Origin of the sequence: Streptomyces griseochromogenes, from assembly GCF_001542625.1 — a bacterium.
In the GTDB taxonomy this organism is placed as follows: domain Bacteria; phylum Actinomycetota; class Actinomycetes; order Streptomycetales; family Streptomycetaceae; genus Streptomyces; species Streptomyces griseochromogenes.
The window spans coordinates 4,414,788-4,440,372 of sequence record NZ_CP016279.1; the positions used below are offsets into that span (position 1 = coordinate 4,414,788).

Sequence of the window (25,585 nt, forward strand, 5' to 3'; positions counted from 1 at the left end):
CTCACGTGACTTGATGTTCGTGCGTCATGATGCCGGTCGTGGGTGCTGATCTATCGAAGCGTCTGGTTCCTGATGAACTCTGGGAGCTGGCCGCCCGTTGCTGCCGTCGTTCGCTGCTCGTCCGCAAGGTGGTGGAACCGCTCCGTGTGACGAGCGGGCCGTGTTCACGGCAGTGGTGTACGCGCTCACCAGCGGCTGTGCCTGGCGGCATCTGCCGCCGACGTTCGGCACGTCGCCCGCCACCGCGCATCGCCGCTTCACGGTATGGACCGAGGCCGGCCTGTGGCGTCGGCTGCACCGGGCGGTGCTGGACGAACTCGGGGCCCGGGGCGAGGTGGACTGGACCTCGGCGATCGTCGACGCGGCCTCCGTTCGCGCCAAAAGGGGGATCGCTGACTGGGCCGAACCCGGTCGATCGCGGCAAGAAGGGCAGCAAGCTGCACGTGCTGTCCGATGCCCAGGGCATCACGCTCGCCGTCGGCGTGTCCGGCGCGAACATGCACGACAGCCTCGCCCTCAAGCCGCTCATCCGCGGCATACCCATCGAACGGTCGATCGCCTGGCTCTTCGGCTACCGCCGCCTCACCGTCCGATACGAACGAAAGGGCTCGCACTTCCTCGCCTTCCTCGGCCTGGCCGCCGCCCTGACCTGCTACAAGAAGCTCGCGAAACTTGCCACGTGAGACACCCTCTAAGCTTGTTCCTCGACGTCTGACTTGGTCTCGTACGTAGAGCGTGCTCGGGTGTTCGACGGTTTTGCCCACGTCGTGGCGGGTGGCGGGGTGTCGGTTCTTGGAGCCGGGACAGCTGCTTCTCCCAGGGCTTGCGCTGGCCGGTGGCGAGCGGAGCCGGGTTGCCGTATCGGAGCGTGTCGTCGACCGTCGCCACCGACGGTTCCGTCCAGGTCTGCGGCCTGCCAAGGCTGAAGGCGGACGTCGCAGGGCACGGTGCGAACGCAGGCTGCCCACGAGTTCAACTGGCAGGTCCCTCAGCAGCCAGGCCAGGCGCATCACCTCATAGCCGACGTCCAACACGATCAGCGTGCTCCGGTCGCCGGGCCGCCACTGCCCGGCCGCGATCAGCCGGTCGGTCACCCGCAGGAACTGGTCGGCCGTGACGGCTGCCGCGTCGTCGGTGGGCCCGGGGCGGATCGCGTCCAGCACCGCGGTCCACGACGTGCGGTCCGGCGTCAGCAGCTGGTGGTGGCCGGGTCCGGATCGGGCGAGGTCGATGACGGCCCAGTCGTAGTGGCGATGGCCCTTGGTGCCCGCGTCGGCGGACAGCGTCTGCCAGGCGCGCGTCGGTGCTTTCTCAGTAACAGATCGTTTCAGAATGAGTTGAGACCGGTGGTCTTGCGCTTGGTGATCTTGTTCGGCAGGGTGTCCGGGTGCGTTCTGACCTTGTTCCGGATGACCTGTGGGAGCGTGCGGCTCCGCTGCTGCCGCCTATTCCTGAACGGCGCCGCCGCTATTCTGGTCGCTTGCGTGTTGCAGACCGCACGACACTCGCGGGCGTGCTGTACGTGTTGCGGACCGGTGTCGCATGGCGCGACGTTCCCGCCGAGACCGTGGGCTGCTCGGGGGTGACGGCGTGGCGCCGACTGCGGGACTGGACCGAGGCTGGCGTCTGGCCCCGCCTGCACGCCGCCCTGCTGACAGAGCTGCGCCAGGCGGAACTTCTGGAGTTGGACGACCGTGCCGTGGACGGGTCCCACGTTCGGGGTCTCAAAGACATCTCAGGGAGCCAAGAAGTCAAGCCGCCTGCTCCGTCGGAGGTGACAGGAGCGGTGCGAAGGCCGCCTGTTCGTCAAAATGCTGCCGGGTCTTGAGGCAATAGTGGAGCTGGCCGAGGAAGCGGTTCAGCAAGTGCCGTTGCGCGGCCGCATGCCAGTCTCCGTGTTCTCGTCGGCGCCTGTAGTGCGCGTTCGCTCCTGGTGAGGCGGTGAGAGCGGCGAAGGCCCAGAGGAACCCGGCGTTGATGAGGCGATTGTTCTTGACGAAGCGCCGGCCGACGAACCGCTTCTTGCCGGAGGCCCGGGTGATGGGCGCGGATCCGGCGTACGACTTCAGCGCCCGGGCATCGACGAACCGCGCCCGGTCGTCGCCCAGCTCGGCGAGCACGCGGGCGCCGAGCATGGGCCCAAGTCCCGGGAAGCTGAGCAGGATCTCGCTGTCGGCGTGCTGGTGAAAGGCGGCTGTGGCCGCCTCCGCGAGATCGTCCGCGGCCTGGCAGGTGGCGTCCAGTTGCTTGAGCAGGGCCAGGAGCTGGTGACCGAAGGCGTCCTCGACGCCGGGCAGCTGGTGAGCGTACTCGGCACGGAAGACGTCCCGCAGCCGCTCGGCTTCCGCATCGCAGCCGCGGAGGCGGCCACTGCGTTTGAGGGCAGCCCGCAACTGGGCGAGGGTGAGCTTCGCGGCCTTGGCCGGGGTCGGGGCCAGAGTGAGGATGACACGGGCGTCAGCCCTGGTCAGACCGCCTTGTTTCCCCTGGAAGGCCAGCAGAGCGGCGGGGTAGTACTCGCGTAGAAGCGAGCGGACCTGGTTGGCGACCTGCTGCCGAGTCCAGACGGCGTCCTGCTGTGCTCGGGCCAGGACTGTGATGGCCTGGGCGAGTTCGGAGTCTGCCGGCAGGGGCCGGTGGGCGTGCATGTCGGTGCGCAGGATGTTCGCCAGGACCAGGGCGTCGCCCGGGTCGGACTTCTTTCGGCTGACGCCGTGGCGGTCGCGGTAGCGGGCAGCGGCGAGCGGGTTGATCGCGAAGACCCGGCGACTGCCGGTGCGCAGGCTCGCGACCAGGAGGCCGTGGCTGGTCTCGATGGCCACCGGTATCGGATCTTCTGGGCTGTCACCGTGCTCGGTCAGGAGGGCCAGGAGCTGGTGGTATCCAGCCGCATCGTCGGTGATACGGGCCTTGGCGAGCAGAGTGCCGGCTTCGTCGACGAAGGCGACGTCGTGGTGGCGCTCCGCCCAGTCGATGCCGCAGAACACGGTCAAGCGATCCTCCCAGATCCGTCCGTTTACGCAGGTCACGAGCACATGCGGGTCACGCGGCGCCCTAATCCAAGGACTCGTTGGTCCGCCATCTCAGTAGCCGTTCGCGACACCAGCGGACTCCAGGGGCTCGATCTTTCTGCAGAGCTCGCGGGCTCGCGGATGAATAAGAGGTCGGCCCTGGAGAGGGCTCGCGCCGTGACGATCAACGTCCGAGCAGTCGCCGCGAATTTCGCGGTGATCACGGAGGCGCCGGGCTGCGCCGCTCTTGACAGAGGCCTCAAAGGGCCCGGGGAAACGGAGGCATCAGCCCGGCGCCCGCGTCATCACCGCGAGCTCCACAACGGACAGCGATGCCGCTCTTTGAGGAGGCCTTGACGGCCAGGGGGGATCCAGGCATTCGCTGTCCTGTCATAGCAGTTGCCCGGGCCGTTGCATGAGCCCGGGCCATCTGCTTACGCACTGGATTAGGGGGGATTGCGTCGGGCCTTCCCCGGTCGACCGCGCCCGTCTGGGCTCGAAGCATCATATGGTAGTCGACCGCTACGGAACTCCGCTTGCCGTCACGCTCACCGGCGGCAACCGCCACGATGTCACTCAGCTCCTGCCGCCGCTCGACGCCATCCCACCGATCCGGGGCCGACGTGGTCGCCCCCGCCGCAAACCTCGGCGCCTCTACGCCGACCGGGGCTACGACTTCGACAAGTACCGGCGCCTGCTATGGAAACGCGGCATCAAGCCGGTGATCGCCCGACGCGGCGTCCCTCATGGTTCGGGGCTCGGCAAGGTGCGTTGGGTGGTCGAGCGTGTCTTCGCCTGGCTGCACCAGTTCAAACGGCTCCGTGTCCGCTACGAACGACGCGCCGACATCCATCGTGGGTTGTTGACCCTGGCGTGGAGCATCATCTGCCTTCGAAAGCTCCGGTTCGCCGAATGAAAACCTCAACCGGGGAGAAATTCCCGGGCATGGTCGTGTGCCCACTGGGCGAAGGTGCGAGCCGGGACCCCGGTGGCCTCCTCGGCTGTGGACACCGGGCCCGTCGCCGTCGGATCGAATTCCTTGAGTGCCTGTAGGTCTGTCTCGCCGCCTGAATAGTCCTTGAAACCGAGCAGGAAATCCGCGTTCGCCGCCGCGAAGCCTCCCTGCTTACGGTAGTTTTCCCGTGCCTCGTCCCGGCTCACGACTTCAAAACGGATCGGCCGCCCGATGGCCTCGGCGATGAGTTCAACCTGTCGCCGATGCGACAACATTTCGGGGCCGTTGAGGGTGTACGCCCGTCCGCAGTGTCCGTCCTCCAGCAGAGCCAGGGCCGCGACATCGGCGATGTCCTGCTCGTGCACCGGGCACCAGGCCGCGTCGGGGTTGGGGTCGCGCACACGCCTTCGACACGGATGGACGAGCCCCACAGGGCCAGCTTGTTCATCGCGAACTCGCCGGGGCGCACGTGAGTCCACTCCAGCCCCGACGCCTCTACGGCCTGCTCGACCGGCAAGTGGAAGTCGCTGTCGAAGCCCGTCGTGACAGCCCCTGATGACAGCACCACAATGCGTCGCACGCCAGCCTGCCGTGCCAAAGCAGCCACTTCCCATGCCGTTTCGGCGACTGGGAAGAGATACATCCGGTCGACGCCCTTCAACGCTTCGGCGAGTGATTCCGGTTGCATGAGATCCCCCGCAACCACGCGCACGACTTCCGGGAACCCCGCCGTGTGTGGGCTGCGGGTCAGAGCCCGCACCTCCGCGCCGGCCTCAAAGAGTTGCCGGACCACGTTCCGACCGACATTACCGGTGGCTCCGGTCACCAAGATCGCCATGATGCTCCTTCTGATCGTCACTGCTCAGGGGAACGCCTCACCACGAGAGGACAACCCCGTCCCACGTTGAGTCGACCGACGAACGCAGTTGTCCAACGACAGACTGTCGGCCCAAGCGGCGAGGATGGCAGGCAGCGCGGAAGCGGCTCTAGTCTCCCGTCGAACGCATTTTGAAACCGTCAGTAAGTGCGTTCGCGCGGAACTTCCGTGCAGCGGTGGCCACTTCGTGAGTGCGGGCCACCGCGAGCACATAGCCGATGCCCCGTTCTTCCAGTGCGGTCCGCAGAGTGGTGTTGCCGCCGCGGACCTCGTCGCGGACCTGGTCCGCGCCCCATTCGGCACGGCACAGCAGGTGCCGGATCCTGTCCGGCGTCGCCTCCGCAGCCCACTCCGCGATGGTCCAGCAGTTCTGGCGCGGCAGGTCGGACAGCAGCCCGAGCACCAACCGTGCAGCGTGACGCCGGGGTTCGACCCGGGCAGACCCGCCCGCTGTCCGGCCCGTCAAGGCTTCGAATGCCTCCCCGCCAGCCGGCCCCCTCGGCAGGGAGGTCACCGCCGGGTGCTCCCGCCCGAGGGAGAAGGCTCACAGCCCGGAACCACCCGTCGCGTCGATCACCCGTCCGGTCACCCAGCGCGCATCGTCCGAGGCGAGGAAGGCCACGATGTCGGCCGCGTCTTCCGGCTGCCCGACCCGGCCCAGCGCAGCCAGGGAGGCCGCATGGGCTTCGGCTTCCCGCGTAGCCGGCCGGCGTTGACGTCCGTGTCGATCACGGCGAGACGGGCCGCACCGCTGGAGATGTTGATGATCTGTCCCCCGTCGCGCAGCCGTTTCAGTCCCTCCTGCACGATGAATAATGGCGCGCGCACGTTCACGGCGAAGACCTCGTCGAAGCTCTGGTGCCAAGCGAGGGCGGCCACGGGCGTTCGACCGCACCGCGGCGCTGATGGCGGCCACCCGGCTGTTCTGGGAACGCGGCTACGAGGCCACGTCCATCGGTGAGCTGACGGCGGCGATGGGCATCAGGCCCGGCAGCTTGTATGCGGCCTTCGGCGACAAGAAGTCCCTGTTCCAAGAAGTCGTGCGCAGCTACGGCCGCTCACCCGTCGGCGCATTCATGGGCGTCGCCCTGGAGGAGCCCACGGCCTACGGCGCGTTCGCCCGCATCCTGCGGGAGGCAGCGGCCATCTATCCCGACCCCTCCCATCCGGCCGGCTGCCTGACGATCAGCGCAGCCACCAACGTCACCCCACAAGACGCCGAGATCGAGGTGTCTCTGCGCACCCTGCGCAACGAGAACCTGGCCACCTTCGAAGCCCGCCTGCACAGGGCGCATCAGACGGGCGAGCTACCCCCTGCGGCCAACCCCCGCTCGCCGGCCGCGTACTTCGCCGGAGTCATCCAGGGCATGTCGCAGCGCCCCCGCGACGGAGCCACGGCGGCCGAACTGACCGAAACCGCCGAACTGGCACTCACCGCATGGCCTGCGGCACAACACTGATGTGTGGTTCGACCGCGAACGTCGCTGCGGTCCACCCCTGACACCGACGTCGCACATCATGACGTCGGACTACCGGTGTGCCAGGCCGTCGATCATCAGGGCGAGCGTGAAGTCGAACCGGTCGTGGCCCTCGCCGGCGGTGAGCTCGGCGGCGTGGCGGGTGGTGTGGGGGAAGGTCTCGGCAGGCAGGGCGGTGAATCGGCGTCGCAGTTCGTCGCGGTCGAGGACCCAAGCGGCGTCATCTTGCGCTGATCGCTGGCGCGCGATCGACACCTCGAGGCAGTAGGCGGCCACGTACAGCAGGACGGCGTCGATGGCCCAGGCGGCGGCCTGCGGGGCGACGCCGCCGGCGAGGAGGATCGCCAGCATTCCTTCGGTGACACGCACGGTCTCCAGGTCGCTGGGGGCCATGGCCAGTGCGGCACGGGAGATTCCGGGGTATTTCAGGTACTGGTCACGTATCTGGGCGCACACGCCGCGGATCTGCTCCCGCCAGGCCGCGGGGTCGGGCTCGGGCAGTACGAGCTCGGCGCACAGCCGCCCGATGAGCAGCTCGTCGAGGTCGGCCTTGTTGACCACGTGGGCGTAGAGCGAGGCGGGTCCCGTGTCGAGCGCGCCGGCCAGTCGGCGCATGGTCAGTGCCTCGTAGCCCTCTGTAGCGACGACGCCCAGCGCGGTGTCGACGACCTGCTGCACGGTGATCGGGGCCTTGCGGCGCCGCGGCCTGGGGTCGGCTTCGGCCTCGGGGTTCGGCGGCTGGTGACGCGCCGCGCGTCGCTCTCTCGGGTTCACGCAACCATCATAGCTTGACGCGAACGCCGTTCGTATATAGAACACTGTTCGTGTCAATGGACGTGAGTAAGGACGTGATGGATGTGAACCAGAACGTGGACGTGACCGTGGTCGGAGCCGGGCCGGTGGGCCTCGTGCTCGCCGCGGAGCTGGCGCTCGCCGGGGCGACGGTGCAGATACTCGAACGACGGGCCGAGCCGGACGAGGCGGTCAAGGCGGGGGCGATCAATGTGCCGGCGGCCGAGGCGCTTGACCGCCGCGGGCTGCTGTCCGCCGCCGAAAAGGTGCAGCGAGAGACGCTCGAGCGGGTGGGGCCGTTCGCTCGCAAGGTCGACGACCAGCAGCCCGGTGGCGGCCGGCGAGCGCGCGAGCCGCGCTTCACCGGGCATTTCGCGGGGATGATCCTCGACGCCGACCTCGTGGACTGGTCCGATCCCGACCTCGCCGCGCACACCGCGGTCGCCGGAGCGAGGATGGTGCCGCAGTGGGAGCTGGAGAAGCTGTTGGCCGACCATGTCGCGCGACTCGGCATACCGGTGCGTCGCGAGGTGGAGGTCACCGCGCTCGAAGACACCGGCGACGGCGTGCTCGTCGGCACCACTGCCGGCACGGTGCGCACCGGATGGCTGGTCGGGTGCGACGGTGGGCGCAGCACTGTGCGCCGCCTCGCGGGCTTCGATTTCCCCGGCACCGACCCCGAACTGGCCGGACTCCTGGGGATCGTCGACATCGCCGACCCGGAGAAGCTCGTGAACGGATGGGTGTGGTCGGCCCGGGGGGCGTACCGCTACGGGCCACAGCCCGGGCGGGTCGTCACCGTGGAGGCCGACGGCGCTTCCGCCCACGCTCGGCTTCGCTCGCGCGGGGGGACCCCCATGGCGCCGGTCACCCTCGAGGAGTTGCAGACCACTCTGCGCCGGGTCTCGGGCACCGACGTCACACTGACCGCGCTGCGCGGCGCCGCGACCCGCTGGACCGACAACGCCCGCCAGGCCGCGACCTACCGGTCGGGCCGGGTGCTTCTGGCCGGCGACGCGGCGCACGTGCACTCGCCGTTCAGCGGTCAGGGGCTCAATCTCGGGATCGGCGACGCGACGAACCTCGGCTGGAAGCTCGGTGCCGTGGTCGCCGGGTGGGCGCCCGAAGGGCTGCTCGACACGTACGACGCCGAGCGGCGTCCCCTTGGCGCCCGGGTGCTGGACTGGACGCGGGCGCAGACCGGGGTGATGCGCGGGGACGTCAAGTCGGCCGCGCTCCGGGAGGTCGTCTCCGACCTGCTGAGCACTCGGGAGGGCGCGACGTACGCGGTCAAGAAGATCTCCGGCGTCACGCAGCGCATCGACCTGCCCGGTGACCATCCGCTGGTCGGCCGGTTCGTCCCCGACCTGTGGCTGACGGACGGCTCCCGTCTGGTCGACCACGGTCACGGCGGCGGGTTCCTGCTGCTCGACCGCACGGCGGACGGCGCGTTCGCCCGTCTCGCCGCGGCCTGGGCCGGGCGAGTGGGCAGCGTGACCGACGACCATGCAACGCCGACCGGGGTGTTGGTGCGCCCGGACGGGGTGGTCGCCTGGGCCTCCGACGCCACCGTCATCGCCGCCGTCACCGGCCTCGAAGCCGCCCTGCACCGATGGGCCGGCGCGCCGTCGTCCTCACCCGAGCACGAGCCGGTGAGCTGAACCCCTGTCCGCTGCGAGACCCGGACTGCCCCCGCCGCGCACAGTCAGTGGCTACCTCTGATGAATTCCGTTCCGATACTCCAACTCCCCATGGATCGCCATGTGGTCATCCTTCCGGTCGCCGGTGCAGCGCGCACCGCCGTTTTTGACCGACACGGGGAAAGCGGGCGTGACATCCGACTGTCCAGAATGTGGAAGGTACTGGACGGTCGGGTCGAACGGCCCGGATGGGCAACGTACTTGCTCGTCCGGCTGCCACAAACGGGCCTGGCGCAGTCGGCGGACGGGGCGGGTCCGGGATATGAGACCGCGCGTCCAGTGGCCATGAGGCCGCGTCACGCGCGGGGTCACATGCCCTCATAAGGGCATCGCGATGCCTGGAACGCCGAGAACCGTGCATCGGCTCAGGCAGCGAACCATGGAACCCGGCAGGTGTGGGGCGCCATTCCTTCCGGGCACAAAGTCTTGATCACTTCCTTGCGGATCGCTCGCCAGGCCCGCAGGGAACACGCCAGGTGGACGCGCAGCTCAACCGCTTCCCGCTCACCGCTGCTTTGGCCAGGATGCTCGAAGGCCCACTGTTCCGCCAGAAAATCGTACATTTCGGCAGTCGTCAGGTCGCTGTCAGGATAGGTACGCGCAACGTCCGCCTTGACGATCCGGGCGCTCCGGAACCCTGCCGTGCGGTCGACGAGTTCCCTGACCCATGCCAGTCCCTGCTCGTCCGTGTACAAACCGAACCTCAGAATACGCATCCTCATGACGGAACGAACCTACTGATCATCAGCCTTCGGCGACAACGATTAACCTTCAACGGCACAGGGCATGCGGCGGGCATTTCGTTGGTCATCGCGACATGAACGATTCCCCGACCTGTCTCCCTCGGACAGGACGGAGCCGACTGCCTGGCCAGGTGCGCTGTGCGACCTTTTCCCCGGGTGGCGAGGTGCGGGGTCGGGAACGGTCTGCGCGGCGTCGCCCCGAGTTTGGATCTCGGTGGCTCCAGTGGCATCGTTCTGGTCTGCGCGAACTGACGTCCGGTCACGTCATCGAGGGCGATGCGAACGACATGTCTTAGCCGTCTTGTTGTCCTTACATCTTGACGTTTCTCGTTGTTCCGCGTTTTGTTTCCGCCACATGGGTTGTCATGATGCTCCCTCATTACGGAAGGCACCTGACGTGAGCGCTCTTACCACCTCCAGGCCCCCCGCGCGTCAAATCGCGCTGGCCCTGGCCACCTCCATGTCGGCTCTCACGCTCACCGCGTGCGGCGCCGTCGACAACCTTGGCGGGAGCGGCGATTCCGCATCCCCGAAGAAGGGCGACGACATCACGGTGGGGCTGCTCCTGCCCGACAAGGACACGGCTCGCTTCGAGAAGTTCGACTACCCCATCATCAAGAAGGAGGTCGCCTCCCTCACGCACGGCAAGGGCAAGGTCGTCTACGCCAACGCCGAGGCGAGCCCGGCCACCCAGAGTCGGCAGTTCCGGCAGATAGTGGACAAGAAGGTCGACGTCATTCTGGTGGACGCGCTGGACGCCAAGGCCATCGCTCCGGACGTACAGAAGGCCAAGGACGCGGGCATACCGGTCATCGCGTACGACAGGCTCGCGCAGGGCCCGATCGACGCGTACGTCTCCCACGACAATGAGCTCGTCGGCGAGGTGCAGGGCCGCGCCATCATCGAGGCGCTCGGCTCGAAGGCGTCCAGCAGCAAGATCGTGATGATGAACGGCGACCCCGCGGACCCGAACACGGCGAAGTTCAAGGAGGGCGCTCTCGGCGAGCTCAAGGACAAGGTCCAGATCGCCAAGCAGTACGACACCGACAAATGGTCGCCGGTACTCGCCAAAGCGAAGATGAAGAAGGCGATCCAGGCCATCGGCCTCAACAACATCGCCGCCGTCTACTCGGCCAACGACGGCATGGCCGGCGCCGTCATCGACGCGCTGAAGGAGGCCGGCGCCACCAAGGTCCCGCCGGTGACCGGGCAGGACGCGAATCTGGACGCGGTGCAGCGGATCGTCTCGGGCGAGCAGTACATGACCGTGTACAAGTCGTTCCTGGACGAGGCCACCAACGCCGCGAAGATGGCGGTGGACAAGGTCCAGGGCCGTGACATCTCGTTCGACGCGCTGACCCGCGACACCGTCGACAGCCCGACGACGAAGAAGATCCCCGCGATGCTCGTGCCGGTGGTCGTCCTCACGAAGGACAACATCAAGGCCACGGTGATCGCGGATGGCGTCTACTCGGTGAAGGACATCTGCACCCCCAAGTACGAGGCGGACTGCGCTGCCGTCGGGCTGAAGTAGCACCGCTCCTCCGCCGCGCGTCGACGCATGGCCTCCTCCGGGCAATCAAGGTCCCTGACCTCCGTGGAGGTCTGACCTGCCTGCAGCGGTACGGCGCCGCGCCGTACCGGCCTTCGGTGTGGCGCGACGACTCGGGGGAGTGTTCAGAAACGGACTGTGACGAGGTAGAAGACGGCCGCCCAGAAGACCATCGCCATCGCCACGATGCCCAGGCCGCGGGCGTTGGATCTGGCCGCCGGTTCGTCCGGGGGCGGGCGCAGCCAGCGTCCGAGAAGCGGGTTCACGTAGTAGGGCATCGTGAGGAAGCTCATGATGAAACTCGACAGCAGGTTGCCCACGAGCAGGCCGATCCAGAGCGGCATGTGCAGGGGGAGCAACGCGAGCGTCAGCAGGACGACGGTCGGGTACAGACCGACCCAGACGGCGAGGGAGGTCTTGGTCTCGGAGGGCGGTGGCGGTGCCTGCTTGCCGTTGCCCTCGAAGGCGAACCAGCTGCCGAACGAGTTGTCGATCGTGCGCAGTCTGAAGTCGTTGAACTTCTCGCCCTGGGCCAGGACCTCCTGCCGCTGCGGCGACGTCAGCCAGGCGTCGAGATGTTCGGCGCTGTCGTAGCGGTACAGGGTGGTCCATTCCTCCTGCAGTCCCTCGATGGGGCGGAACAGCTCGGTGCCGCGAAACCCCTCGAACTTGCGCTCCTCCTCGGCCATGTGGTGCTGCCAGTCGAGGAAGTCGTCGACGTGGTTCGGGGGGACACGGTGGGTGACCACCACGGTCACCAGCGGATCCAGCGACCGTGTGCCGCTGCTGACCACCTGCTGCGTCGCCGGACCGTCGAAGTACTTGGCGCCGACATCGAGATACGTCTGTCTGGTCGCGCTGTTGATCCATGCCTGCAGATGCGCCACCGAGTCGAACCGGTATACGACGACCCAGTCGGGCTGCAGGGGTGTCGGCCGGGAGATCTCGGCGCCGAGGAAACCGGGGTAGTAGGCGGCCGCGGTGTTGAGGTCCTCCTGCCACTGCTCGTACTCCCGCTCCATCCCGGGCAGGACCTTCTGGCCGATGATCGCCGTCGCCGCGGAGGCTACGTTCTTTGCGCTGTTCATGGTGCTCAGCCTGTCGACACCGACTGCTCCGAAGGGAGTCGGCCGTAAATGCGTTCCGGAGTCAGCGGCAGCGCGCGGTAGCGGACGCCCGTGGCGTCATGCAGCGCGTTCGCCAGCGCGGGGGCCACCGGGTTGATGCAGCACTCCGCCATCCCCTTCGCCCGCATGGGACCCACCGAGTCCGACGAGTCCACCAGGAGGACCTCGGTGCGGGGGACGTCGGCGTAGGCGGGGATGCGGTAGTTGCGGAGGTTCGGGTTGACCATGACGCCGTTGTCGTCGACATGATGGTTCTCGGTGAGCGCGAAGCCGATCCCCTGGGCGACTCCGCCCTCCACCTGGCCCCGGACCTGCGCCGGGTTGATGACCACCCCGGCGTCCGCCGCCTGCACGCTGTACAGGATCCGTATCTCACCGGTCATCCGGTGGACGGCGATCCGGAACCCCTGTGTGTTGGAGGTGACGCTCCGGGGCGAGCCGTACGCCTTGCGGGCGGCCATGAACCGGATGCCTCGCGCCCGGGCCAGTGCGACCAGCTCGGCCAGCGACACCCGCCGGTCCCCGCAGACGACACCGTCGTCGTCCATCGAGCACATCACGAGATGGACGCCGGTGTGGGCGGCGGCGAACTCCAGGATGCGGTCGCGTACGGCGTTGGCTGCGCGCAGGACGGCGTTACCGGCCACGAAGAGGCCCGCGCTCGCGAACGCGCCGGAGTCGAATCCCGTGCGGTCGGTGTCGGACTGCACCAGCCGGATCCGCGAGGGTGTCGTGCCCAGCTGGTCGGCCGCGATCTGAACATGGGCCGTGGAGGTGCCCTCACCGAACTCGGCCGTCCCGACGGCCAGTTCGTAGATGAGGTCGTCACCCAGCGTGACCCAGGCCTCGGAGAGGTGCTCGGTCGGGGGTGCGGTCTCGTGCAGGGAACTCGCCACGCCGGTTCCGATGAGCCACTCGGGCCCCGGAGGCGGCTGGCCGGCCGTACGAGCCAGGGCGTCTCCCACCCGGTCGATGCACTTCGCGAGGCCGTCCTCGGTGAAGAGGACGTCGTCGGGGCCCTCGTGCAGGGCGACCAGTGGCTCACCCGGCCGCACGATGTTGCGCCGGCGCAGTTCGAGGGGGTCGAGGTGCAGGGCGCGGGCGAGTTCGTCCATCGCCGACTCGACCGCGAACGCAGGCTGGGTCATTCCGTAGCCACGCAGGGCGCCGCTCGGCACGGTGTTCGTGTAAATGGAGTAGGCGTCGTACTTCTTGTTGGGGCAGCGGTAGAGCATGACGGCGGCACCGCCCGCGTACACCGTTTCGCCGCCGTGGTTGCCGTAGGCGCCCGTGTTGGAGACGTTGCGCACCTGCACGGCCGTGAGCGTTCCGTCCGCCTTCGCGCCGAGCTTGACCGTCAACGTCATCGGGTGCCGTGGCGAGGCCGTGGTGAACTCCTCCTCGCGGGTGTACTCGAGACAGGTGGGCCGCCCTGTGTCCAGGGTGGCGAGGGCGACCAGATCCTCCGCGATCACCTCCTGTTTGCCGCCGAATCCGCCGCCGACGCGTGTGCAGAACACCCGCACCTGGTCCGGGCGCAGTGCGAACAGGTACTCCAGTTTGACCTTGGCGATCGACGGCGACTGCGAACTGGTGCGGACGTTGAGCCGGCCGTCTTCCATCCAGGCGATCGAGCCATGGGTCTCCAGGTGCGCGTGCTGCACCCGCGGCGAGAAGTACGTGCCCTCGTGGATCACGTCGGCCGCGGTGAATCCCGCCTCTACGTCGCCGATGTGCGAGTGGAGTTCGAGCAGGACGTTGTGGACGGGATCGCGGATGAACGGATCGTCCGAGCCGTGCAGTTGGGGTGCGCCCTCGGCCATCGCCTCCTCGGGGTCGAACACCGCCGCCAGCTCCTCGTACTCGACGACCAGGCGCCGGCAGCCCGCCTCCGCCGCCCCGACCGTGTCGGCCAGGACCGCGGCGACGCGCTGGCCGGCGAAGCGGACCGTGTCGTCGAGGATGAAGGTGTCGTCCGGATCGACCAGGTGGTCGGTGTGGATCGCCGTGGTGAACCGTTTGCGGGGTACGTCCTGCCAGGTGTAGACCCGGTGCACGCCGGGCACCGCGAGTGCGGCGCTCTTGTCGACCGAGACGATCCGGGCGTGTGCATACGGTGAGTGCAGCACCTTGAGGTGCAGCAGGCCGTCGATGTGCGTGTCCATGGTGAACTCGGCGCGACCGGTCACCACATCGTGTCCCGCGGGCGCGCCGACGCTCGTCCCCACAGCCTTTCCCGGCGCGGCCGTCTCCACCGCGCGGACGCCCTTCACGGCGTCCTCGATGGCCCGGTAGCCGGTGCAGCGGCAGAGGTTGCCCTTCAACGCCCGTGGCAGATCCGCCTTCTGCTCCTCGGTGAAGGTCGCCGACGTCATGATCATCCCCGCGGTGCAGAAGCCGCACTGGAAGCCCGGGGCGTCCTCGAACTGCCGCTGCATGGGATGCGGGGCGCCGGGCCGTCCGAGGCCCTCGATGGTGGTCACCTCACCGCCGTCCGCGCGGAACGCGGGGGTGATGCAGCTGTGTACGGGTTCGCCGTCCAGCCACACCGTGCAGGCGCCGCAGTCGCCGGCGTCGCACCCCTTCTTGACACCGAAGTGGCCGAGTTCGCGCAGGAAGGTGCGCAGGCACTGCCCGGGGGCCGGTTCCCGGTCGAACTTGTGGCCATTCACCGTGTAGGTCATGCCAGGTCCCCAGCCGTGAGGTCGCGGCGAATCTCTTCGGCGAAGTACCGCGTGAGGTGGAGGCGGTGGTCGGGGGTCCCGTTGGGATCGGCGAACCAGACGTCGGCCGGCAAGGCTTCGATGCTCTGCCGCAGGGTCCGGGCATCGGGCAGAGAGTCGAAGGCGATGCGTATCGGCCGTACGGTGCCGGCGGTGATGGTGAGCAACAGGTCGTTCGCTCCGGGCCGTTGGGTGCCGATGAGGAACACCGTCGAACGGCCGAGCCGGGTCAGCGTGAAGCGGCGATGCGCGGTGCGTTTCCGCAGGGCGTGCGCCGGAATGACGACGCGCCGCAGGATCTCCCCGGGAGCGAGGATGTTCTCGTGGTCGCCCGTCACGAAGTCGAGGGCGTCGACCATCCGTACCGAGCCGTCGGAAGCCCACAGCTCGTACTGCGCCTCGAGGGCGACCGTCAGCGTGATCATCGGGCCTGCGGGCAAGGACATACAGATATTGCCCCCGACCGTCGCGGCATTCCACACCTTGAACGAGGACAGGAATGCCTCGCAGCTCTTAGGGAGAAGAATTCCAGCCGTCCAGTCGTGCGGCGGGGCGAAGGCATACAGCTCGCGTATGGTGCAGGTGGCGCTGATCTCGAGGCCCGCTTCGCCCGGGACGAGGGGCGCCCAGCGAAGCGCCGTCAGATCGATCAGTCGGCGCAGGTGCGGCTGCTCCGTGGAATAGAGCCATGTTCCGCCTGCGAGCCAGGCATCGCCCTCGTGCCAGTCCGTGCCTGGCCGGTCGGACGGTCGCCGGACGACTTCGGTGATGGTGTTCAGGTCCATGGGAACCGACCTACGGAGACGACTCGCCCGTGGTACTGGTCGAGTTCATCTTCCGCCCACGGACATTCGGCTTGAGATTCCGGCGTATTCGTCGAATTCTGAACGTTTTTCTCAGCGTATCGCAGCACGCCGGTGGCGGCCCGAGCAGGCGAGAACGGAGGGCAGTCACCACACAGGCGGCTCGGGATCTGTGCTCCGGTCTGCGGATCGGCGATCATGCGGACGACATCGCAGTCACCTGGAAGGGGCTGGCCTCGATGCCACCGACATGCCCCCAGGGCGCCTGCGGGAACCGCGCGTGGTGTGGCGCTGCGCCGCAGGTGACAGGATGTGTACCCCGGCCGTGTCCCGGCAGCGGCCCCCGTGACCGGACAGCGCCTCCCCGTAATGGGAACTGCCCATCCCGATTTGGTTACTGCCAATAGACGCAAAGTGAATAAGGCAAACTAAATACGCTGGGTCGGATACACCATGAGGTGGTCATCGGCAATAGCCGGGGCTCGGAAACCCTCGAAGCCGTCATGGGCAGGTCGGGGTCGATGGCCCGCGCGGCAACGGCCGAGGGAGCGGCGAAACCGGAGCTCGTGTTTCTCTCGGTGCCGTTCTTCGCCGTGCCGGAACTGACAGACCTCGCCGACTGGTCCGGGAAGATCGTCGTCGACACTACGAATCAGTTCGCTGCGGCCGACCCCTGGCGGGGCCGGACGCCCTGATTCGGCAGGGATCTTCAGCTCGAATCCCTTGCCAAGCCTCCTGGGTGCCGGTGCCGACACCGCAAGGCACACCGTTGCCCCTCACGCGCACGGCATGCCGTCCAGCGATCGGAAAGGAAACACCCTAGTCGTCGACCCCCAGATCGGCGCGCATGGACCGCTTGAGTGCTGCCAGGTAAGGCCAGACCTCCTTGTGGAATTCATCCTCCAGGGTGGCCAGTTCCTCCGCGTATGTGGAGGGCGCCGCTTCATACTTCCTGAGCTTGCCGTACGCGGCGTTCAGACGCGTCTTCGCCGTACTGGAGGCGCGCAACACCGTCTCCGGAACGATCATCTGGGATTCCGCGTAGCTGTCCCGATAAGCCTGCCTGCCCGCCTCCAGATTCTCCAAGGACGTGGCAATGTCCTCGCTGCGTTGAAGCGCGTAGAGGTAGTTGGTCATCGCCGTCAGGTACTGGCGTGAGGCAGTGTTCAGTGTGATGTAGCAGGTGCGCCGCCGTTCAAGGCTCTCGCGCTGCCATTGTCTGGCTTGCTCCGCCCTGAGCAACTCCTCTGCATGACCGCGTTCCTCGCGTCGTTGTTCCGCGGCGGCCTCAAGCTCCATGCGCTTGGTGCGGTCCGCGCGGGTCTGTGTCAGCAGCGCGGCTCCCAGCGTTCCCGCTACGCCTACCATGGCGATCAACAAACCCGTCCAACTGGCGTCCATGAAGCCCCCCTTGTGTGAAGTCGGCAGACCTCGCCCCACGGCAGACACACCCCGGTACGCCTCTGCGGAACTCTCGGATTCCTCAGGCCGCCGCCGGTAGCCGTGAAGCGGGGTCTCGCTCATCATTTTGACCGGGCCGAGCACAGGACACCGAGCAGCGGGCCGACCACGACCAGGCTCCCGAGGACGAGCGCGACGACGACATCGCGGAGGCGGGGCCAGGGCGGGTTTCAGATGTGGCTCGACGGACTGCTGGTTCGTTACTGCCGACGGAGAGAGGCGGGCCAGCTGTCGTCCCGGAACTCGGCGGGGATCTCGTTCTCCCACGGTTCGATGCCGCGGCGCTCCAGCTCGTCGAAGAGAGCGGACGGACGCGCGGTGGGCGGTGCTGGAGACGTTGGTGTCGAAGGACAAGCATCCCGGAGGGCCAACGGTTTGCCGGGCCGGCTTCACCTCAGGGCTCGCGTGATGACCCGTTCCATCACTGTCTCGGGCAGTGCCGGGTTGTTCGCGGCGGCACGGGCGAGGGAGCTGTCGGCGGCGTCGATCAGGGTTTCCAGGACCGGGAGGGCCAGAGCGGGATGAGCGGCCGCGCGGCGCCGTGTGTCGGAATCCCGGGCGGCCAGGCAGAGCAACAGTGTCTCGGACCGTGCCGCCGGGTGGCGCGCGATCTCTCGCAGGGCGCGGCTGGTGCCGGCCGGGTTCGCCGCCATGCGGTGCAGCAGGGCGGCGGGACAGCCGGGGTGGCGGGCGACCGCGGCGAAGACGGGCGGCCCGTGCCGTTCGACCAGTTCGGTGAGCCGTTCCGGAGCCAGTTCCGGGCGGGCGGCGATCCGCTGGGCCACTGCGATGTCAGGGTCGGTGGCGAGCTGTTCGGCGAGATGGCCGGGCAGCCGTGTCCGGTCGGCGGCGAGCGCTCTGGCCTGCGCCACCCGACTCGTGGCCAGCGTGCGGAGCTCAAGCTCGGTGGCGGACTCGACGCGGGGTGCCGGTTCGCCGGGCAGTCGTTCGCGAGCGGCGAGAGTGGTGAGCAGGCCGAGCGGGACGGCCGGGTTCTCCGCTGTGGCCCGGCGGACCTCAGGAGCGGGGTCGGCGGCGAGTGTGCGCAGCAGCGCTTCGGGGACGGCGGGATTCGCGGCGATCACAGCGCGGACGTCGCAGGAGGGGTGTGCGGCGAGACGGTTCAGGAAGTCGGCCGGCAGGTCGGTGCGGGCGGCGAACGTCGTGACCGTCCAGATCTCGGGGGCGTCCAGGAAATCAGCGAGCCCTTCGGGCGGCACGGCCGGATGGCCGGCGGCCGCCAGCCGGACGCGCCGGATGCCGGGTGTGTGGTCCGCGCACTCCGTCTCGCGGCGGTGGCATGCACCGCAGCGGGTCGGGGCCGGCCACCCGCCGTCGGCGAGGAGGGCGGCGAGCAGCGAGGGCGGCGCGTTCTCGTTGCCGGCGACGGCCTGCCGGACGACGGTGCTGGGGTGCCGGGCGAGGTGGGGGAGCAGCTCGGGCGGAAGGTGTGGGCTCCCGGCGGCGCCGGCGACCACCGCCGGGTCCGGGTCATGGGCGAGGGAGGCGATGACGTCGGCGGGTGCGTCGAGGGCGTAGGCGACCTCCTGCCGTACCTCGGGGTCTGCATCGGTGGCGGCCTTTCGCCAGGCGGCGACCGGTGCCACCCCACCGAGAACCGCGTCGAGTAGACGTCCGGGATGGTCCGGGGGAATCTCGGGCCACGGAACCAGCCCGCCCCGGACCAGCGGACAGGTGAGCGACGGGTTGCCGACGGTGAGCAGGAGTCTGATCTGCGGGGGCGTCAGCCGCTCACGATCGGCCAGTGTGAACAGGACCTCCTCGTCGCCGCTCGCCACGAGCCGGGCGAACAGTCCGGCGGGCAGGGCCGGGTTCTCGGCCAGTCCCAGCAGCGCTTCACGCAAACGGTCCCACCCCCCACGACTGGCTCTGCCGGCCGCCTGGTGGCTGCCAACGGCAGGTTGATGTAACAGCAAGGGCCGCTCGACCGTCCATCGCATATCGCGGGGGACGGACCATGGTGGACGGCCAGGACGGGAAGGCGTCGGCATTCATCTGTAGCGGTCAGACCATATGGAACCGGCCATACCGGATAGTGCGTCGCACATCGGATTGAAGTGTTCATGTCCGACCCATAGCGTGTGCGAGGCACGCCGGCCGGGTGACAACCGGTACCACGGCACACAGCCGCACACTCGTGCCCGCCCCTCGACCAAGAGCGGGCCGCCACCAAGGGGAGGACCATCATGAACCTCCGCACAACTGCCCTCACCACCCGCATCGCGAGACCGGCGGCAGTCGTGTTCGCCACCGCGGCGATGCTGCTGGCCGGCACCACGGCCGCGCACGCCGTCACACCCACGCCCACACCCAAGGGTCCGGCCATCGCCAACGGGCAGACCTACTACTACGCGCTCAAGAACCAGAACACAGGTCGCTGCGTGGACGACTCCTGGGACTACGGTCTGCGCGCGTTCACCTGTAACGGGCTCAACTACCAGAACTTCAACTGGTACAACCAGTCCGACGGCACCTGGGTCATCCAGAACCAGAACACCGGCCGCTGCATCGACGACAGCACTGCTTACGGCCTGCGTGCCTTCAGCTGCAACTACCAGTCGTTCCAGCGGTGGACGATCGTCTATCAGTCCGACGGCACGAAGACGTTGAAGAACCAGAACACCGGCCGCGTCATCGACGACAGCACCGACTTCGGCCTGCGTGCCTTCGGGTACAACGCACTGTCCTACCAGCGGTTCACGTTCGTCGGCTGACACATCAGCTTGCCAGTGCCGGTTGCGCCGTTGCCGACGTGTCCGGCACTGGCGCTTCGGACAAGGCCTGCTCAGACCATGCGGATGGACGCCAGGACTACCGACAGGTCGTGGACGCCACGCCTTCGCTGAGAGCGGCCCGGTCGATTGTCAGTGGCCGTCCCTAGAGTGCTTGGCATGGGAACAACGCCGTTGGAACAAGTACTGCGCGAGGATCCGGACGACCTCGCCGCCTGGCGTGCCTACATCGACGTGCTGCAGGAGTGGAACGACCCCCGGGGCAGATTGGTCGAGCTGGAACTGCACCTCGCGCGCGAGGTGCGGCATGACGAACGCGAGGCACTGCAGCGCGAGATCGACCAGCTGACGCAGCGGCATCAGGAGAGCTGGGACGCCGAACTGCCGGAAGGCGTGAAGGCCGTTGCGCGCCGGTACGGCTTTGCCACCAAGGTGGCCGTCGACTGGTCACAGCAGGCGCCCGCACGCATAGCCGAGGCCCTGCGGAGCCGTTTCGTGACCGCGCTGCGCATCCGGCCGGGCACCGCTGCGGAGGAGGCGGACGCCGAGTATTGGAGCGACGAGCCCGACTACGACGAGAACGACATGCCGCTCCCGCCGCCACCCCATGAAGCCGGTGCTCTCGCGGACGTTGACTTCGGAGGGATCCGCGAGCTGGACCTCTCGTACTTCCGTATCGCCGATCCCGGTGCCAAGAGCCTTGCCGCCGCGGCCTCGGCCGGGCGGATCGAGACGCTCGACCTGCGCTACTGCGCCATCGGCAGCGACGGCGCGGCAGCCCTGGCCACCTCCGGGAACTTCAGCGACGTCCGGCGTCTGCACCTCCAGTACAACCGGCTCACCGGCGACGGTGTGCGGGCGCTGGCCCGCTTCGGGCGGCTTGAGGAGCTCGACCTGCGATACAACCGGATCGGCGCGGACGGCGCACAGGCTCTGATCGAGGCGCCGTTCACCGGTTCCCTCAAGCGCCTCCTGCTCTACCGCCACGACGTCTCCGACGCCGGTGCGAAGAAGCTGGCGTCCGCCCCTCAGCTCCCGACCACCCTGCGCAGCATTTGGAGGAGCGTATGAGCATCGACCTTCGTGACCGCTTCTTCGCCCTGTCGACCGGCTCGGCCCCCGAGGACGAGGTCGCCCGCTTCCGCGCCGAGGTCGACGAGACCGACACCGAGGCAGCGGCCGCGATCGACGGGCTGGCGGTGTCCTGGCACCCGACGGCCCGTTTCAAGGCGGTGCGATTCGTCGACGCGGAGCACATCGACGAGGCAGCGCGCGCGCTGTTCGCCCGGCCCAGCGAGGACGCGCCGCACCTGGCTGCCGTGTTCGTGGACCCACGCGAGTTGTCGTTTCGTACCTTCGAGAACATCGTGCCTCTGGACCGGCTCTTCGCGAACGTCTCCTTGGACCTCACGCTCGCCGAGCCCGTGGAACTCGCACAGGACGCCTACGCGGCACAGCTGCGCCTGCCCGACGTCGCCCGCGCCCGCATCGAGGGACTGGACGAGCTGAACCTCTACGTCCCGCCGCTCAACTCCGGCTCCCGCGGTGGCGAACGCTTCATCTTCCACTCGGCGTTGCTGGCCGATGCGCTCACCAAGGCGCTGTCCGAGGCACTGCCCGAAGCGCTGCTCGACGGCTTCTCACACGTCAACCCGGTGTTCCGCTGCAACCGCTTCGAGCCCGGAGATGCCAACTTCCACCAGCACCGGGACACCCCTTACTACGACGCCGCCCGCGGACACGTCTCCCGGTTCACGGTGCTGCTCTACGTCACCGGCGGCTCGGGCGACTCCACACTCGACCTGACCGGGGGTACCACGGTCACCGACATCGAGGCCTTCACCTGCGTCATCTTCGACCAGCGGTACGAGCATGAGGGTGCGCCATACCGTGACGGCCGCAAGGTCTTCCTGCGCACGGAACTGATCTTCCACCAGGCCGAGTGCGAGGTCGCACACGACCCGGGGATCGGCGCGCTGTTCAGCAAGGCCTGCTACCTGACGGGCGAAAGTGTCTTCGCCCCGGAACTCGCCCGTCACGCCGACACCTACTACAACCAGGTCGCCGCCGCGCACTGGAAAGGCCTGCCCGCCGGTGATCTCACGAGCGAGCCGTTCGTCCACAAGCGGTTCCGTGGCGTGGACTTCGTCGCGAACGGCTACGACTTCTGGTTCGCCAAGAACCAGGGGCTCTCGCTCACCGAGTGCGCCGCGATCACCCTGCTCGACTACTTCAACTGCAAACTCGGCGAGAGAGCATTCCGCGACGCATGCGAGTCGTCGGTCATCGAGGCCCAGGGAATGGACTGGATCCCCGGCTTCCTCGCCCGTCAGCGAGGCGAGGGCAGCAAGCGCGCAGCGGAGGAGGCCGTCGCGGCCTTCGACAAAACCCTGCTCTTCCCCGAGTCGGAAGAGACGAACAACGCCTGCTGCCCGTTCCACGACTGGGGCGAGTTCGACGCCACGCGCTTCGACGAGATCATCGAACTCCACGAGGCGGCGCAGACCTTCGTCAAGGCGCACATCATGCCGGCGCCCATCCTCATGCTCGGCCAGGACGTGGTCCTCGACCCGGAGAAGTTCATGGTCCGCGGCAACCAGATCCACGTTCTCGGCAAGCGGTCACTCACCCCGGTGAACTTCGCGGCCTGCTGGAACTCCGGTGGCGCGCCCCCGAATTACATCGACGTGGCCGCCACGGTCGATGCGGCTCACTTTCTTGTCCCACCGATCGTCTTCTCCGAGACGGACGACTGCTACCACCTGCAGTTCGATTTCTTCCGCAACACCTGGATGGTGAAGCACCAGCAGCTGCCAGTGCCCGTCCCCAGGATCCGCGACATCGACGAACTGGACTTCGACCCCGACGACTGGGACACACGCGTCGAAGCGGCCGTGGCCTACCCCTGGATGAGCGCGGTCGCCCCTTCCCTGACCGAGGAGCCGTGCGGGAGGGCCAAGGCCGCCCACTGGTGGGCCGAGGAAGGCGCCCTGGACGACGAACTCCGCGGCCACCTCGCGGACATCGCAGAGGAGTACGAAGAATACGACGAGGAATGAGAGTTCCACGAGGCGGAGGGCGATCCCTGAGTACCACCGCAGCCGCGACACCACATGGAGAGCGCCCGCTTCTCGGTATCACGCGGCGTATCGACCAGCCAAGGGATGCCCTCCTCGCTCCGCACGAGCGTCGGACTTGTGGACCAGGGCGGTAGTTGCTCAGCGCAGTACGGCCGCCAGCAGGTCGGCGCCCAGTGCCGTCAGGTCGGTCAGATGGAGGGTGTAACGGACGTAACGACCGTGCCGCCGGGCCGTGAGCAGGCCCGCGCGGCGCAGGACAGCGAGGTGGCGGGAAACCTCCGGGGGTGACAGTTCCCAGGCGTGCGCCAGCTCACGGGTGGTGTGCGGGCCCCGGGCGAGGGTGCGCAGCAGCCGTAGCCGTACCGGATGTGCCAGTGCCTCCAGCCGTAGCGTGACCGTTTCCAGCGAGACCGGTTCCGATGGACTCGTCTCGGCCACGGGGTACTGCACCACCGGCTGCCACCCGGGCGTGTGGACCGCCACCAGGTGCGGGCGGCCGAAGACACTGGGGACGAAAGTGACCCCGGTGCCGTGGGCGGTGGTCGCCTTGTCCTGCAGCTTGTCCACGATGATGCAGTCGCCGTCCGGTGCCAGGGTGACCGCGCCGGAAACCGATGCGAGTGCCGGCCCGATGCCCTGGCGCTTCAACAGGTCGTTCTTCAGGCGCAGGTCGGTGGCCAGTCGCACGGTGACATCCGTCCAGGCGGCGTCGAAGAAGGCCTCGGCGCACTGTTCGAGGGTGTGGCGCAGCCGCGCCCGCACAGCGGCCGGGTCCGCGAGCAGCCGTTCCGCGAAGGCCTCTTGCCGCGCGCCGCGGGCCTGGGCCAGGTCCAGGGCCCGCTCGCGCGCGGTGGAGTCGGCGAGCGGCGACCGCGCGGCGAAATGGACCCGGCTGCTGCCGCACGTGGTGACGAGCGCGGCGGTCACGTACCTTTCGTCGTCGATCCGGTCCACGTCGTCCAACTCCTCGGCGAGGGTCGGCCGAGGCCGGGCGGGGATCAGGAAGTCGGCTTGTGAGGAACGCCAGAGGAACTCCGCCTCCCGCAACCGCTCGGCCAGCTCCGGCCGCAGTCCGGCCCAGACGTCCCCGGCCCAGTCGGCGAGCTGAGGATGATGCCCGGGTTCGGCCAGCACGTGCAGCATCGCGGTCAGTTCGGCCAGTGGCGAGGCCGCGAACCGCAGCCGTTCGGAGGGCGGGCCGCTGATGTCGATGCGTAGCGTCATCCGCTCATCATCCCTGGCAGGACCGGTCGACGACGGCGTCGGTTGACGGTATCCGTCAACCCACGTGCCCCGCGCGGTGGCCGCACGCAGCGTGGGCGCCATGGCAACCACCACCAGGATCCAGCCCCGTACCCTCGTCGGCGCCTCCGGAGGCCCTCGCTATGCCGTCGCCCTGGCCGTGGACGCGCTCGGCACCGGTCTGCTGCGGCCCTTTCTGCTGCTTTACGGAGTGACGGTGCTCAGTCTGTCCGCACCCGTCACCGGCACGGCCATGACAGTCGGCATCGTCGCGGGTCTGGTGTGCATGCCCGCGGTGGGCCGATGGCTGGACCGGGGCGCTCGGAGCACGGTCGTGGCGGCGTCGATGCTGGTGCGGGTACTGGGGGTGGCCCTGCTGCTGGCAGCCCCGGCGGGGCACGTCTCGCTGTTCGTGGCGGCGGCGCTCTTCCTCGGCATCGGCAACCAGGCATGGCCTGCCGCCCACGCCGCCCTCGTGGCCACGGTCGCCCACGGCCGGGAACGCGACGCCGCTCTCGCGGCGAGCCGTGCCCTGCGCAACGCCGGCATGGGCGTCGGCGCACTCGTCGCCACCGCCTGCCTGGCGGGCGGCACCACCGCGCTGCGGGCGCTGGCCGCCGTCACCGGGCTCACCTACCTTGTCGCGGCGGCCCTGGTGCGGTCGGTCCGTGTGCACGCGCCTGCGGCCGCCGACTCGACCGAGGTCAGAGGCACGGGCCATGAGCCCGCACCCCGGATGCGCACGCTGCTGATCGCCAACGTGGTCTACGTCTTCTGCCTCAACGTCCCCGAAATCGCGCTTCCGCTGGTTCTGGTCACACAGTTGCACGCGTCCCCGGTGTGGTCGGCTGTCATCTTCGTGGCCAACACGGTGTTGGTGGTCATCCTCCAGGTTCCGGTCACTGTCATGATGTCCCGGTTCTCCCAGCGGACCGCGCTTGTCCTCGCCGGCGTGGTGCTCAGCGCGTCCTACCTGGGCTTCCTCGTGGCCGCCTCGTTGGGGCACGGCTGGGGTGCCCCGGCCGTCGCCGTGGTGTCCGTTGTCTGCACCCTCGGCGAAATCGTCTATGCGGGCAGCGCCACCGCACTCGTGACACATCTCGCCCCGGCACACGTCCTGGGACGGGCCCTCGCCCGCTTCCAGCTCTCCACGGGGTTCGGTCTCGCCGTCTCCCCGGCGGCCATCACCACGCTCGCGGCCCACGGCCCGGCTGCCCTCTGGGGCGGTCTGGCGGCGGCGACGCTCCTCTCCGCCTCCGTCGTCGCCCACTGAACTTGATCCGGCCTG

At 68.4% G+C, this 25,585-nt stretch carries 18 protein-coding genes and 6 pseudogenes; 11 read left to right on the forward strand and 13 right to left on the reverse strand.

Features of this window, described 5'->3' with window-relative positions; translation table 11 throughout:
• The first annotated feature begins 38 nt into the window (after positions 1-38).
• Together AVL59_RS48315 and AVL59_RS48325 are read left to right on the forward strand one after the other, a co-directional pair.
• Positions 39-683: pseudogene (locus tag AVL59_RS48315) on the forward strand (IS5 family transposase).
• Between the two features lie 704 nt (positions 684-1,387).
• A pseudogene (locus tag AVL59_RS48325) lies at positions 1,388-1,729 on the forward strand (transposase); the annotation flags it as partial.
• A 22-nt stretch (positions 1,730-1,751) separates the two neighbouring features.
• Here the strand turns inward: AVL59_RS48325 and AVL59_RS18760 are convergent.
• A complete protein-coding gene (locus AVL59_RS18760) occupies positions 1,752-3,008 on the reverse strand; it encodes an IS110 family RNA-guided transposase (RefSeq protein WP_099053293.1) in 1,257 nt (418 codons plus the stop codon).
• 454 nt (positions 3,009-3,462) lie between these two features.
• Here AVL59_RS18760 and AVL59_RS18765 point away from each other — a divergent pair.
• A pseudogene (locus AVL59_RS18765) lies at positions 3,463-3,927 on the forward strand (IS5 family transposase); the annotation flags it as partial.
• A 5-nt stretch (positions 3,928-3,932) separates the two neighbouring features.
• Here the strand turns inward: AVL59_RS18765 and AVL59_RS56030 are convergent.
• The 4 genes and pseudogenes from AVL59_RS56030 to AVL59_RS48335 form a co-directional block, all read right to left on the reverse strand.
• Positions 3,933-4,367: a Rossmann-fold NAD(P)-binding domain-containing protein gene (locus tag AVL59_RS56030; RefSeq protein WP_308281819.1), complete on the reverse strand. Its 435-nt coding sequence runs from the start codon at positions 4,365-4,367 to the stop codon at positions 3,933-3,935.
• Between the two features lie 101 nt (positions 4,368-4,468).
• Positions 4,469-4,804, reverse strand: a pseudogene (locus AVL59_RS56035) (SDR family oxidoreductase); the annotation flags it as partial.
• A 301-nt stretch (positions 4,805-5,105) separates the two neighbouring features.
• Positions 5,106-5,348 (reverse strand): annotated as a pseudogene (locus AVL59_RS48330) (IS701 family transposase); the annotation flags it as partial.
• A gap of 39 nt (positions 5,349-5,387) precedes the next feature.
• Positions 5,388-5,701 (reverse strand): annotated as a pseudogene (locus tag AVL59_RS48335) (SDR family oxidoreductase); the annotation flags it as partial.
• 47 nt (positions 5,702-5,748) lie between these two features.
• Here AVL59_RS48335 and AVL59_RS18780 point away from each other — a divergent pair.
• Complete coding sequence (locus AVL59_RS18780) at positions 5,749-6,303, forward strand: TetR/AcrR family transcriptional regulator (protein WP_237281544.1); 555 nt, start codon at positions 5,749-5,751, stop codon at positions 6,301-6,303.
• A gap of 69 nt (positions 6,304-6,372) precedes the next feature.
• On the opposite strand, the gene AVL59_RS18785 is transcribed toward AVL59_RS18780, so the two are convergent.
• Positions 6,373-7,095, reverse strand: a complete 723-nt coding sequence (locus AVL59_RS18785) for a TetR/AcrR family transcriptional regulator (RefSeq protein WP_067305734.1) — start codon at positions 7,093-7,095, stop codon at positions 6,373-6,375.
• A 56-nt stretch (positions 7,096-7,151) separates the two neighbouring features.
• Here AVL59_RS18785 and AVL59_RS18790 point away from each other — a divergent pair, with 56 nt between their 5' ends.
• Positions 7,152-8,774 (forward strand): FAD-dependent monooxygenase, encoded by a 1,623-nt coding sequence (locus AVL59_RS18790; RefSeq protein ID WP_237281545.1) that lies wholly within the window; start codon positions 7,152-7,154, stop codon positions 8,772-8,774.
• A 404-nt stretch (positions 8,775-9,178) separates the two neighbouring features.
• Here AVL59_RS18790 and AVL59_RS18795 read toward each other — a convergent pair whose 3' ends face one another.
• The gene (locus AVL59_RS18795; RefSeq protein WP_237281546.1) at positions 9,179-9,508 is read right to left on the reverse strand and encodes a hypothetical protein; all 330 of its coding nucleotides are present in this window, start codon (positions 9,506-9,508) and stop codon (positions 9,179-9,181) included.
• Positions 9,509-10,016: 508 nt separating this feature from the next.
• Between AVL59_RS18795 and AVL59_RS18800 the strand changes: the two genes are divergently transcribed.
• Positions 10,017-11,090: a sugar ABC transporter substrate-binding protein gene (locus AVL59_RS18800; protein WP_237281884.1), complete on the forward strand. Its 1,074-nt coding sequence runs from the start codon at positions 10,017-10,019 to the stop codon at positions 11,088-11,090.
• A 143-nt stretch (positions 11,091-11,233) separates the two neighbouring features.
• On the opposite strand, the gene AVL59_RS18805 is transcribed toward AVL59_RS18800, so the two are convergent.
• Genes AVL59_RS18805 through AVL59_RS18815 form a run of 3 tightly spaced genes read right to left on the reverse strand, consistent with a single transcriptional unit; the run spans position 11,234 to position 15,743 of the window.
• On the reverse strand, positions 11,234-12,196 hold the full coding sequence (locus AVL59_RS18805; RefSeq protein ID WP_067305743.1) for an antibiotic biosynthesis monooxygenase: 963 nt from the start codon (positions 12,194-12,196) through the stop codon (positions 11,234-11,236).
• Between the two features lie 5 nt (positions 12,197-12,201).
• Complete coding sequence (locus AVL59_RS18810; protein ID WP_067305745.1) at positions 12,202-14,919, reverse strand: molybdopterin-dependent oxidoreductase; 2,718 nt, start codon at positions 14,917-14,919, stop codon at positions 12,202-12,204.
• The gene (locus tag AVL59_RS18815) at positions 14,916-15,743 is read right to left on the reverse strand and encodes an FAD binding domain-containing protein (RefSeq protein ID WP_067305748.1); all 828 of its coding nucleotides are present in this window, start codon (positions 15,741-15,743) and stop codon (positions 14,916-14,918) included. Before AVL59_RS18815 ends, AVL59_RS18810 begins: the two co-directional genes overlap by 4 nt.
• A gap of 464 nt (positions 15,744-16,207) precedes the next feature.
• Here AVL59_RS18815 and AVL59_RS18820 point away from each other — a divergent pair, with 464 nt between their 5' ends.
• Positions 16,208-16,456 carry an NAD(P)-binding domain-containing protein gene (locus AVL59_RS18820; RefSeq protein WP_257785124.1) on the forward strand — a complete coding sequence of 83 codons (249 nt, stop codon included), beginning with the start codon at positions 16,208-16,210 and terminating at the stop codon, positions 16,454-16,456.
• 124 nt (positions 16,457-16,580) lie between these two features.
• Here the strand turns inward: AVL59_RS18820 and AVL59_RS18825 are convergent, their stop codons facing one another.
• On the reverse strand, positions 16,581-17,162 hold the full coding sequence (locus AVL59_RS18825) for a hypothetical protein (RefSeq protein WP_067317458.1): 582 nt from the start codon (positions 17,160-17,162) through the stop codon (positions 16,581-16,583).
• A gap of 449 nt (positions 17,163-17,611) precedes the next feature.
• Positions 17,612-19,087, reverse strand: a complete 1,476-nt coding sequence (locus AVL59_RS18830; RefSeq protein ID WP_067305751.1) for a hypothetical protein — start codon at positions 19,085-19,087, stop codon at positions 17,612-17,614.
• A 342-nt stretch (positions 19,088-19,429) separates the two neighbouring features.
• On the opposite strand from AVL59_RS18830, the gene AVL59_RS18835 reads away from it, so the two are divergent.
• The 3 genes from AVL59_RS18835 (at position 19,430) to AVL59_RS18845 (ending at position 23,034) form a co-directional block, all read left to right on the forward strand.
• Positions 19,430-19,957 carry an RICIN domain-containing protein gene (locus AVL59_RS18835; protein ID WP_067305754.1) on the forward strand — a complete coding sequence of 176 codons (528 nt, stop codon included), beginning with the start codon at positions 19,430-19,432 and terminating at the stop codon, positions 19,955-19,957.
• Between the two features lie 177 nt (positions 19,958-20,134).
• Complete coding sequence (locus AVL59_RS18840) at positions 20,135-21,046, forward strand: leucine-rich repeat domain-containing protein (RefSeq protein ID WP_079146784.1); 912 nt, start codon at positions 20,135-20,137, stop codon at positions 21,044-21,046.
• Complete coding sequence (locus AVL59_RS18845; RefSeq protein WP_067305759.1) at positions 21,043-23,034, forward strand: hypothetical protein; 1,992 nt, start codon at positions 21,043-21,045, stop codon at positions 23,032-23,034. Before AVL59_RS18840 ends, AVL59_RS18845 begins: the two co-directional genes overlap by 4 nt.
• Before the next feature lie 159 nt (positions 23,035-23,193).
• Here the strand turns inward: AVL59_RS18845 and AVL59_RS18850 are convergent, their stop codons facing one another.
• Complete coding sequence (locus AVL59_RS18850; protein ID WP_067305761.1) at positions 23,194-24,279, reverse strand: helix-turn-helix domain-containing protein; 1,086 nt, start codon at positions 24,277-24,279, stop codon at positions 23,194-23,196.
• 100 nt (positions 24,280-24,379) lie between these two features.
• Between AVL59_RS18850 and AVL59_RS18855 the strand changes: the two genes are divergently transcribed.
• Positions 24,380-25,570: an MFS transporter gene (locus AVL59_RS18855; protein ID WP_208870399.1), complete on the forward strand. Its 1,191-nt coding sequence runs from the start codon at positions 24,380-24,382 to the stop codon at positions 25,568-25,570.
• Positions 25,571-25,585: the final 15 nt, after the last annotated feature.